Source organism: Thermaerobacillus caldiproteolyticus, assembly GCF_013761245.1.
GTDB lineage: Bacteria > Bacillota > Bacilli > Bacillales > Anoxybacillaceae > Thermaerobacillus > Thermaerobacillus caldiproteolyticus.
Map to the genome: position 1 here is coordinate 44,473 of NZ_JACDUT010000016.1, position 10,526 is coordinate 54,998.

12 protein-coding genes are annotated in these 10,526 nt (G+C 40.7%); all 12 read left to right on the forward strand.

Annotated elements, in window-relative coordinates; genetic code table 11:
• The first annotated feature begins 20 nt into the window (after positions 1-20).
• The 12 genes from HNR31_RS17105 (at position 21) to lysS (ending at position 10,239) form a co-directional block, all read left to right on the forward strand.
• Positions 21-794, forward strand: coding sequence for a type III pantothenate kinase (locus HNR31_RS17105; protein WP_181557397.1), 774 nt, complete (start codon positions 21-23; stop codon positions 792-794).
• A gap of 16 nt (positions 795-810) precedes the next feature.
• Entirely contained in the window at positions 811-1,713 is a 903-nt protein-coding gene (gene hslO, locus HNR31_RS17110) for an Hsp33 family molecular chaperone HslO (protein WP_181557398.1), read from the forward strand.
• 95 nt (positions 1,714-1,808) lie between these two features.
• Positions 1,809-2,735 (forward strand): cysteine synthase A, encoded by a 927-nt coding sequence (cysK, locus tag HNR31_RS17115; protein ID WP_181557399.1) that lies wholly within the window; start codon positions 1,809-1,811, stop codon positions 2,733-2,735.
• Positions 2,736-2,862: 127 nt separating this feature from the next.
• Entirely contained in the window at positions 2,863-4,281 is a 1,419-nt protein-coding gene (gene trpE, locus HNR31_RS17120) for an anthranilate synthase component I (RefSeq protein WP_181557411.1), read from the forward strand.
• A gap of 5 nt (positions 4,282-4,286) precedes the next feature.
• The gene (gene pabA, locus HNR31_RS17125; protein ID WP_181557400.1) at positions 4,287-4,865 is read left to right on the forward strand and encodes an aminodeoxychorismate/anthranilate synthase component II; all 579 of its coding nucleotides are present in this window, start codon (positions 4,287-4,289) and stop codon (positions 4,863-4,865) included.
• Between the two features lie 3 nt (positions 4,866-4,868).
• Positions 4,869-5,744, forward strand: coding sequence for an aminodeoxychorismate lyase (gene pabC, locus HNR31_RS17130; protein ID WP_181557401.1), 876 nt, complete (start codon positions 4,869-4,871; stop codon positions 5,742-5,744).
• Positions 5,741-6,598: a dihydropteroate synthase gene (gene folP, locus HNR31_RS17135; protein ID WP_373367418.1), complete on the forward strand. Its 858-nt coding sequence runs from the start codon at positions 5,741-5,743 to the stop codon at positions 6,596-6,598. The genes pabC and folP overlap by 4 nt, the downstream gene beginning before the upstream one ends.
• Entirely contained in the window at positions 6,561-6,950 is a 390-nt protein-coding gene (folB, locus tag HNR31_RS17140; protein WP_181557402.1) for a dihydroneopterin aldolase, read from the forward strand. Before folP ends, folB begins: the two co-directional genes overlap by 38 nt.
• Positions 6,951-7,478 (forward strand): 2-amino-4-hydroxy-6-hydroxymethyldihydropteridine diphosphokinase, encoded by a 528-nt coding sequence (gene folK, locus HNR31_RS17145; protein WP_181557403.1) that lies wholly within the window; start codon positions 6,951-6,953, stop codon positions 7,476-7,478. It begins immediately after the preceding gene.
• Positions 7,430-7,651 carry a helix-turn-helix domain-containing protein gene (locus tag HNR31_RS17150; protein ID WP_181557404.1) on the forward strand — a complete coding sequence of 74 codons (222 nt, stop codon included), beginning with the start codon at positions 7,430-7,432 and terminating at the stop codon, positions 7,649-7,651. The genes folK and HNR31_RS17150 overlap by 49 nt, the downstream gene beginning before the upstream one ends.
• 16 nt (positions 7,652-7,667) lie before the next feature.
• Positions 7,668-8,669, forward strand: a complete 1,002-nt coding sequence (gene dusB, locus HNR31_RS17155) for a tRNA dihydrouridine synthase DusB (RefSeq protein WP_181557405.1) — start codon at positions 7,668-7,670, stop codon at positions 8,667-8,669.
• An 85-nt stretch (positions 8,670-8,754) separates the two neighbouring features.
• A complete protein-coding gene (gene lysS, locus HNR31_RS17160) occupies positions 8,755-10,239 on the forward strand; it encodes a lysine--tRNA ligase (RefSeq protein WP_181557406.1) in 1,485 nt (494 codons plus the stop codon).
• Positions 10,240-10,526 lie beyond the last annotated feature (287 nt).

Genomic DNA, 10,526 nt, shown 5'->3' on the forward strand with positions numbered 1-10,526 from the left:
TGAAAAGTGGGGATGAAGCGATGATTTTTGTGTTAGATGTTGGCAATACAAATACGGTTCTCGGGGTGTATGACGGAGAGGAATTAAAACATCATTGGCGCATCGAAACAAGCCGTGGAAAAACAGAAGATGAATACGGCATGACGATTAAGGCACTACTGAATCATGTCGGTCTCGATTTTTCTGATATTGACGGTATTATTATTTCTTCTGTTGTGCCACCGATTATGTTTGCCCTTGAACGGATGTGTTTCAAATATTTCCATATAAAACCTTTAATCGTTGGTCCTGGTATTAAAACAGGATTAAATATTAAATATGATAACCCAAGGGAAGTAGGGGCAGACCGAATTGTTAATGCGGTAGCCGGCATTCATTTGTATGGAAGTCCGCTGATTATTGTCGATTTTGGTACGGCAACGACGTATTGTTATATCAATGAACATAAACAATATATGGGGGGAGCGATTGCGCCTGGAATTACCATTTCTACGGAGGCGCTTTACTCGCGGGCAGCGAAATTACCTCGCATTGAAATCGCCCGTCCGGATGACATTATTGGTAAAAATACCGTAAGCGCGATGCAAGCGGGGATTTTATATGGATATGTTGGACAAGTGGAAGGAATCGTATCACGAATGAAAGAAAAAAGTGCTCTTCCACCTAAAGTCATTGCAACAGGCGGGCTCGCTTCTCTGATTGCGAATGAATCGAACGTCATTGATATTGTTGATCCGTTTTTAACTCTAAAAGGACTGCAACTTTTATACGAGAAAAACGTCGATAAAAAATAACGAAAGGTTGAGTTTTATGTCAGACTACTTAGTAAAGGCATTAGCATATGATGGACAAGTAAGGGCGTATGCGGTACGTACCACAGAAACGGTGAGCGAGGCGCAACGACGTCATCAGACATGGCCTACCGCCTCGGCTGCGCTTGGGCGCGCTATGACAGCAGGAGTTATGATGGGAGCAATGCTAAAAGGGGATAGTAAATTAACGATTAAAATTGAAGGTGGCGGACCCGTTGGTACAATTCTCGTAGACAGTAATGCAAAAGGAGAAGTACGCGGATATGTGACGAATCCCCATGTTCATTTTGACTTAAACCAATACGGCAAATTAGATGTGGCACGAGCTGTAGGAACAAACGGAACGTTAACCGTGGTCAAAGATTTAGGACTGCGAGACTTCTTTACTGGACAAGTACCGATTGTTTCTGGAGAATTAGGAGAAGATTTTACCTACTATTTTGCGTCTTCCGAGCAAATTCCTTCATCTGTTGGCGTAGGTGTCTTAGTCAATCCAGATAACACGATATTAGCAGCTGGAGGGTTTATTCTTCAGCTAATGCCTGGTACAAACGAGAAAACGATCGAGGAGATCGAACAGCGACTTCAATCCATTCCACCTGTTTCGAGAATGATTGAAAAAGGATTAACGCCAGAAGAAGTGTTAGAAGAGGTATTAGGAAAAGGAAATGTTAACATTCTTGAAACGCTTCCTGTTGCGTTCGTATGCAGATGTTCGAGGGAGCGGATTGCCGATGCTATTATGAGCTTAGGGCCTGAAGAAATTCAAGAAATTATAGATGAAGAAGGTCATGCGGAAGCATCCTGTCATTTTTGTAATGAAACTTATCATTTTACAAAAGAGGAGTTAGAAGAGCTAAAACATCTTGCCCAAACTTCATCCCAAACTTCATCTGAATAAAAAGTTAAAAAATTTAAATGATTGACAATTGAGACAATAGCTGATACATTTGAAACAAATTCGATAAAATTAATCGGGATTAGGGGTGAAGAAAAATGGCTCGTGCAGTAAACTCCATTACAGAATTAATCGGTGACACTCCAGCGGTGAAATTAAATCGCATCGTTGACGAAGACAGTGCAGACGTGTATGTGAAATTGGAATTTATGAACCCTGGAAGCAGCGTGAAAGACCGTATTGCCTTAGCGATGATCGAAGCGGCAGAAAAAGAAGGAAAATTAAAACCTGGTGACACGATTATCGAACCAACAAGCGGAAACACAGGAATCGGTTTAGCGATGGTCGCAGCTGCAAAAGGATATAAGGCGATTCTTGTCATGCCAGATACAATGAGCTTAGAACGTCGTAATTTATTGCGTGCTTACGGGGCAGAGCTAGTGTTAACACCAGGAAGTGAAGGAATGCGTGGAGCGATTCGCAAGGCGGAAGAGCTAGCGAGTGAACATGGTTATTTTATGCCACAACAATTTAAAAACGAAGCAAATCCAGAAATCCATCGTTTAACGACAGGAAAAGAAATCGTTGAACAAATGGGCGACCAATTGGATGCGTTTGTTGCAGGAATCGGTACTGGCGGAACGATTACAGGGGCTGGCCAAGTGCTTCGCGAAGCATATCCAAACATTAAAATTTACGCGGTGGAACCGGCAGATTCCCCAGTATTGTCAGGAGGAAAACCAGGGCCTCATAAAATTCAAGGCATCGGCGCAGGATTTGTGCCAGACATTTTAGATACAAACATTTATGATGAAGTGATTGCCGTAACAACAGAAGAAGCGTTTGCAGCAGCTCGACGTGCCGCTCGTGAAGAAGGGATACTTGGCGGTATTTCATCAGGTGCTGCAATTCATGCGGCATTAAAAGTGGCGAAAGAACTTGGAAAAGGGAAAAAAGTATTGGCGATTATTCCAAGTAACGGTGAACGTTATTTAAGCACGGCATTGTACCAATTTGAAGAATAAGAAATCATTCAAAACATTTTTTCGACAGGGACAAGTCCCTGTCGAAATTTTTTTCATAATGATATGTGCTGCAATTCATTGTACAATAAACGTATCGAATGTAAGGAGGGAGTTGGAACGACCGTTTATGCAAGCACGAAAAATCCTGAAGCGAAAGATCCCTTATAAACAACGAGATTGGTTTCAACAATATAAAACGTTAGCGAAAAACGAACCATATCATGTTTTGTTAGAAAGCGGCCGGGCGGGACGCTATAGCATTATCGGATTATATCCAGCTGGAACTATACAAGGAAAGGGAACAGAGCTAGTTGTTCGGTATAAAGGGCAAGAAGAGCGGTGGCACGGTAATCCATTGTTGTTAATGAAGCAATGGTTTGTGCAAGCAGGAACCGTTTCTTTTAGTGAGGGACCGCAATTCCAGGGGGGAGCGATTGGATACGTTAGTTATGACTGTGCTCGTTATATTGAACGCCTTCCTTCCAAAGCGAAAGATGATCTTCAGCTTCCTGAGTTATATTTTCTTATTTTTGATGATGTATTTGTTTACGATCATGATGAACAAACATTATATCTCATTACAAATTATATAGAAGGGGAGCAGCAAGAGGCTGAGCAAAGACTTGCTCAATATGAGGCATTATGGTTAAAAGAGCGTGCGGAAGTAGAGCCGATGCCGTTTGTACCAACAGCGGAAAAAGAAACTGTCTCAATGACAGAAGTGGAATTTATGGAAGCAGTCGAAAAAGTACGGCAATATATTGCTCAAGGTGACGTATTTCAAGTCAATTTATCTGTCCGTCAATCAAAGCCGCTTTTAACGTATCCGTTTCATATTTATGAACAGCTGCGTTTGCTTAATCCTTCTCCGTACATGGCGTACCTTCACTTTCCAGAGTTTCAAATTGTCAGCGGTTCGCCGGAGCTGCTTGTGAAGAAAAAGGGGAGTAAAGTTAGTACAAGACCTATTGCTGGAACGCGTTCACGCGGGAAAACAAAAGGGGAAGATGAACAAATTGCAGCAAAGCTACTAGCAAATGAAAAAGAGAGAGCTGAGCATGTGATGCTCGTTGATTTAGAACGTAATGATTTAGGAAGAGTATGTCAATATGGTACAGTAAAAGTAGACGAATGGATGACGATTGAAGCGTATTCTCATGTCATGCACATTGTTTCCCACGTATCAGGACAGTTGCAGGATGGAAAAGATGCGTTTGACGTCATTCAAGCGGTCTTTCCAGGAGGAACGATTACGGGAGCACCAAAAGTGCGGACGATGGAAATTATTGAGGAGCTCGAACCAGTACGGCGCAGTGTATACACAGGTTCCATTGGCTGGATAGGCTTTAATGGGGATATGGAACTGAATATTGCAATTCGAACGATGATCGCAAAAGACGGGATGGCTCACGTACAAGCAGGAGCAGGCATTGTCATTGACTCACGTCCTGAATATGAGTATCAAGAATGTTTGAAAAAAGCGGCAGCGCTTTGGAAAGCAAAAGAGTTGAGCGAAGCAGAGCAACCATTTTTGAGCATGAGGTGAGAAAGATGATTTTTATGATTGATAATTACGATTCATTTACGTACAACTTAGTTCAATATTTAGGGGCATTAGGGGAAGAATTAATTGTAAAGCGAAATGATGAAATTACGATCGAAGAGATCGAGAAACTGAACCCTGATTTTCTAATGATTTCGCCTGGTCCGTGCAGCCCGGATGAAGCGGGAATAAGTATGAGCGCCATCGAACATTTTGCCGGGAAAATTCCGATTTTCGGCGTGTGTTTAGGCCATCAGTCAATCGCGCAAGTATTTGGTGGAGAGGTTGTTCGAGCAGAACGGTTAATGCATGGGAAAACATCACAAATCTTTCATGACGGAAAGACGATTTTTACGAATGTTCCTAATCCATTTACGGCGACGCGTTATCATTCGCTGATTGTCAAAAAAGAAACGCTACCAAGTTGTTTTGACATCTCGGCATGGACGGAAGAAGGCGAGATTATGGCGATTCGTCATAAAACATTGCCGATTGAAGGGGTACAATTTCACCCAGAATCGATTATGACAAGCCATGGCATGCAGCTATTAAAAAACTTTATTGAAACATATAAAAGGGTTCGATAATCGATGTATTTATATGTAAATGGTGATATTGTTCATAAGGACGAAGCGAGCATTTCACCGTTTGATCATGGCTTTATGTACGGGCTTGGTGTGTTTGAGACGTTTCGCACGTATGATGGACATCCGTTTCTTTTAGACGATCATCTTGCGCGACTCCATGACAGCTTATGGGAAATGAATATTGCCTTAACCCTTCATCGGAATGAGGTTACCCAAATTATTTATCAGTTGCTGGAGGCGAATCAATTAAAAAATGCCTATGTTCGCTTAAATGTGTCAGCAGGTGTAGGTGACATCGGCTTGCAGACAGGCGAATATAACCAGCCAACTGTTATTGTCTATATGAAGCCGCTTATGTTGTCTTCTTCCATTGAAAAGGTATGTAGAATTCTAAAAACAAGAAGAAATAGCCCTGAGGGAAAAGAACGGTTAAAATCTCATCATTATCTTAACAATGTATTAGGTAAATGGGAAATTGGGAACGACCCTAAATTGGAAGGCATTTTCCTGAACGAAAAAGGGTTCATTGCTGAAGGAATTGTTTCTAACATCTTTTGGGTTAAAAATAGAACGGTGTATACCCCAGCTGTTGGTACAGGAATTTTGAATGGTGTGACAAGACAATTTGTGATCGCTATGCTTACAGCGTTGCAAATTGATTGTCAAGAAGGATTCTACTCTCTTGATGAGTTAAAAGAGGCAGACGAAGTATTTGTAACGAATTCGATTCAAGAAATTGTTCCTGTTGGCCAAGTAGATGACTGTTTTTATCTTGGAGCTAGCGGTCCATTGACTAAGTTACTGAAAAAGCATTATGAACGTTTTACCTCTTTTCTATGGACAAGACACGAACTAACGGAAAGGATCGACATGAAATGATGATAGAAACGAACTTAACATCTTTTGTCATTCGTTGTGGCTCTTATGAATTAGATTTACAACGTAAAACTATGGTGATGGGAATTTTAAACGTAACACCGGATTCTTTTTCTGATGGCGGTCGATTTAACGCTATAGATCGAGCGGTCGAGCATGCGAAAAAACTAGTCGCTGATGGAGCGGATATCATTGATATCGGGGGAGAATCGACACGACCTGGTGCCGAAAAAGTATCATTAGAAGAAGAGTTGAGACGAGTCATTCCTGTCATTAAAGCGGTAGCCGAAGAAGTCGATGTTCCGATTTCTATTGATACGTATAAGGCGGAAGTCGCTAGACAAGCGATTGAAGCGGGAGCACATATTATTAACGATGTATGGGGAGCGAAAGCGGATAAGAAAATGGCAGAAGTCGCTGCTCATTATGATGTTCCCATTATTTTAATGCACAATCGGCATGACCTTCAGTATGAATATTTAATTTCCGATATGATCGCGGATTTATTTGAAAGTGTGAAACTCGTGAAAAATGCCGGGGTAAAGGATGAAAATATCATTCTAGACCCGGGCATTGGCTTTGCAAAAACATTTGAACATAATTTGGAAGTGATGAGACATTTAGACGAATTTACAAAGCTAGGTTACCCTGTGTTGTTAGGAACATCGCGGAAATCGTTTATTGGTCACGTTCTTGATCTACCTGTAGACGAGCGTGTAGAAGGAACAGGGGCAACAATTTGTCTTGGAATTGCAAAAGGAGTTCATATTGTTCGTGTTCATGATGTGTTACCGATAGCGCGAATGGCTAAGATGATGGATGCCATGCTTGGAAAAGGGGGCGATCGTCATCGATAAAATTTATGTCAATCGGATGGAGTTTTATGGGTACCATGGGGCACTCCCTGAAGAGCATGTGCTTGGGCAACGTTTTTTCGTTGATCTCATTGTCGAAACAGATTTACAAAAGGCAGGGAACAGTGATCGCCTAGACGACACTGTCAATTACGCCAAGCTGTATGAAATTTGTAAGGAAGTTGTTGAAGAGAGACAGTTTGCCCTCATTGAGGCGGTTGCAGAAAACATCGCTCATAATATTTTATCCTCTTTTCCAACCATTGATCGTTGTACAGTGAAAGTAATCAAACCTAACCCGCCTATTAAGGGGCACTATGAATCTGTAGCGGTAGAGATTGTAAGGAGTCGATAAATGGAAAGTTATGCATATATTGCCCTTGGCTCTAATGTAGGAAACCGTCTTTACTATTTGCGGGAAGCTGTAAGAAAGCTGGATGAACATGAACAAATTTCTGTTATCGACACGTCATCCATTTATGAAACAGACCCGGTTGGTTATGTGGAGCAAGATAAATTTTTAAATATGGTTATTAAAATTCAAACCACCCTTTCACCATTTGCTTTGCTAGAAGTGACACGAAAAATTGAACAGGAACTTGGTAGAAAAAGGGAAATTCGTTGGGGACCACGTACGTTAGACCTTGACATTTTATTATATAATCGTGAAAATATTGAAACAGAGCAACTTACCATTCCACATCCACGAATGGTAGAGCGAGCATTCGTATTAGTTCCGTTATTTGAACTTGATGCTCATATACGTATTCCGAACGTAAAGCAGCATATAGCATTAATCATAGATGAATTACCAGATAGAGAAGGGGTCCGCATATGGAAGCAGAAAAGTGGGGAAGACGTATTCGCGCTTTTCGAAAACTAAAAGGATATACACAAGAAAGTTTAGCAAAAGATCTAGGAGTCTCTGTATCCGTTTTAGGTGAAATTGAGCGCGGGAATCGTTTGCCAACGGAGCAATTTTTAGACAAGGTGGCGAAGCTATTAAATATAACGGTAGATGAGCTTGCTCCACCGAAGACCGATTCCGATCATTGAAAAAGGAGGTAGAGAGATGCTGAAAATTGGTGATATTGAAATAAAAAATCCCGTTGTGCTTGCCCCGATGGCAGGTGTATGTAACTCTGCGTTTCGTCTAACCGTGAAAGAGTTTGGTGCAGGACTTGTTTGTGCGGAGATGGTCAGCGATAAAGGAATTTTGTTTAATAATGAAAAGACACTAGGAATGTTGTACATTGATGAGCGCGAAAAGCCATTAAGCCTACAGATTTTTGGCGGAGAGAAGGAAACGCTAGTAGAAGCAGCTAAATTCGTTGATAAAAATACCAATGCAGATATTATTGATATTAATATGGGTTGTCCTGTTCCAAAAATCACAAAATGTGATGCAGGTGCAAAATGGTTATTAGACCCGAACAAAATTTATGATGTGGTCGCTGCGATCGTCGATGCAGTAGAAAAGCCTGTAACAGTAAAAATGCGAATCGGCTGGGATGAGAACCATATTTACGCAGTCGAAAACGCTCAAGCGGTGGAGCGGGCTGGTGGCAAGGCGGTTGCTGTTCATGGGAGAACGAGAGTACAAATGTATGAAGGAAAAGCGGATTGGAATATCATTAAGCAGGTAAAAGAAGCGGTCAACATCCCTGTCATTGGAAATGGTGATGTACAAACACCTCAAGATGCGAAGAGAATGTTAGAGGAAACGGGCGTAGACGGTGTTATGATCGGCAGAGCTGCTCTCGGAAACCCATGGATGATTTATCGTACTGTTCGTTATTTGGAAACAGGAGAGCTTATCCCGGAGCCTTCTGTAAGAGAAAAGATCGAAGTATGTATTTTACATTTAGACCGTTTAATTGCTTTGAAAAACGAGCATATTGCCATAAAAGAAATGCGCAAACACGCTGCTTGGTATTTAAAAGGTATTCGCGGAAATGCAAAAATTCGCAATGAGATTAACGAATGTAACACACGAGAAGAACTTGTTACCCTGTTAATGAACTTTGTAGAAGAAGTCGAAAACAAACAACAAAGCAATGCACAGGCTGTGTAAATAAGGAAAATAAATGTATGTATTATTTACTGCCAGCCTTGGCTGGCAGTATTTTTCATAAAACTTTAATAATGGAGTGAATGATATGAGTCATGAAGAATTAAATGACCAATTGCGAGTTCGTCGAGAAAAATTACATAAATTAAGAGAAAAAGGAATCGATCCATTTGGAAAGCGTTTTGAACGTACGAATAAAGCGCAAGAACTTTTTGACTTATACGGAGATTTGTCAAAAGAAGAATTAGAAGAGAAACAAATCAAAGTAGCAATTGCTGGGCGCATTATGACAAAGCGCGGAAAGGGAAAAGCAGGATTTGCTCATATTCAAGATGTAACAGGGCAAATTCAAATCTATGTCCGTAAAGATGATGTTGGTGAAGAACAATACGAGCTGTTTGACACTTCTGATTTAGGAGATATTGTTGGCGTTCACGGTACAGTGTTTAAAACAAAAGTCGGCGAGTTATCTATTAAAGTTTCATCTTATGAACTTTTAACGAAGTCATTACGCCCTCTTCCTGAGAAATACCATGGTTTAAAAGATATCGAGCAACGGTATCGACAACGCTACCTTGATTTAATCATGAATCCAGAAAGTAAAAACACATTTATTACACGCAGTTTAATTATTCAATCGATGCGCCGTTATTTAGATAGCCATGGTTATTTAGAGGTAGAGACACCAATGATGCATTCGATTGCCGGCGGGGCCGCTGCTCGTCCGTTTATTACTCATCATAACGCGTTAGATATTCCGTTATATATGCGTATTGCCATTGAATTACACTTAAAACGCCTCATTGTTGGTGGATTGGAAAAGGTGTATGAAATTGGCCGTGTCTTCCGTAATGAAGGAATCTCAACGCGGCATAATCCTGAATTTACAATGCTTGAGTTATATGAAGCATATGCGGACTATAAAGATATTATGAGCTTAACGGAAAATATGATTGCGCATATCGCTCAAGAAGTGCTAGGAACAACGAAAATCCAATACGGTGAACATACGGTCGACTTAACACCTCAATGGAAACGACTTCACATGGTTGATGCAATTAAAGAATACGTAGGGGTCGACTTTTGGAAAGAAATGAGTGACGAGGAAGCACGCGAATTAGCAAAAGAGCACGGGGTAGAAGTAGCGCCGCATATGACGTTTGGTCATATTGTGAATGAATTCTTTGAACAAAAAGTGGAAGACAAGCTTATTCAACCGACGTTCATTTATGGTCATCCGGTTGAAATTTCACCGCTGGCGAAGAAAAATCCAGATGACCCACGTTTCACTGATCGCTTTGAATTATTTATCGTTGGTCGTGAACATGCGAATGCCTTTACTGAATTAAATGACCCAATCGACCAAAGGGAGCGTTTTGAAGCACAGTTAAAAGAACGTGAACAAGGCAATGACGAAGCACACGAAATGGATGAAGATTTTATTGAAGCACTTGAATATGGAATGCCGCCAACAGGTGGTTTGGGTATCGGTATAGACCGACTTGTTATGTTATTAACAAATTCTCCATCTATCCGTGATGTGTTATTATTCCCACAAATGCGTAATAAATAAGAGGTGTATATATCCCCTATGAAATAGAGAACATCATAGGGGATATAAATTTTTTAAAAAAGTTGTTGACTTTTAATTTTAAACATGATAAATTGATAAACGTCGCTTCGGAGCGACGAAAAATAAATAAAGAGTGTTGACAAAATAAAGTTTAATTGATAAAATGAGAAAGTCGCCTTGAGCGATGAAAACAAATGTTCTTTGAAAACTGAACAAAACGAAGCGTCCACGTCAATTTGCTAGGTTGTTTAACTTTCTATGGAGAGTTTGATCCTGGCTCAGGACGA

Coding starts and splice junctions, on each gene's coding strand:
- folP (WP_373367418.1), top strand. CDS start 5,741: ATGATGATAGAAACGAACTTAACATCTTTTGTCATTCGTTGTGGCTCT.
- pabC (WP_181557401.1), top strand. CDS start 4,869: ATGTATTTATATGTAAATGGTGATATTGTTCATAAGGACGAAGCGAGC.
- folB (WP_181557402.1), top strand. CDS start 6,561: ATGCCATGCTTGGAAAAGGGGGCGATCGTCATCGATAAAATTTATGTC.
- cysK (WP_181557399.1), top strand. CDS start 1,809: ATGGCTCGTGCAGTAAACTCCATTACAGAATTAATCGGTGACACTCCA.
- lysS (WP_181557406.1), top strand. CDS start 8,755: ATGAGTCATGAAGAATTAAATGACCAATTGCGAGTTCGTCGAGAAAAA.
- pabA (WP_181557400.1), top strand. CDS start 4,287: ATGATTTTTATGATTGATAATTACGATTCATTTACGTACAACTTAGTT.
- hslO (WP_181557398.1), top strand. CDS start 811: ATGTCAGACTACTTAGTAAAGGCATTAGCATATGATGGACAAGTAAGG.
- folK (WP_181557403.1), top strand. CDS start 6,951: ATGGAAAGTTATGCATATATTGCCCTTGGCTCTAATGTAGGAAACCGT.
- HNR31_RS17150 (WP_181557404.1), top strand. CDS start 7,430: ATGGAAGCAGAAAAGTGGGGAAGACGTATTCGCGCTTTTCGAAAACTA.
- trpE (WP_181557411.1), top strand. CDS start 2,863: ATGCAAGCACGAAAAATCCTGAAGCGAAAGATCCCTTATAAACAACGA.
- HNR31_RS17105 (WP_181557397.1), top strand. CDS start 21: ATGATTTTTGTGTTAGATGTTGGCAATACAAATACGGTTCTCGGGGTG.
- dusB (WP_181557405.1), top strand. CDS start 7,668: ATGCTGAAAATTGGTGATATTGAAATAAAAAATCCCGTTGTGCTTGCC.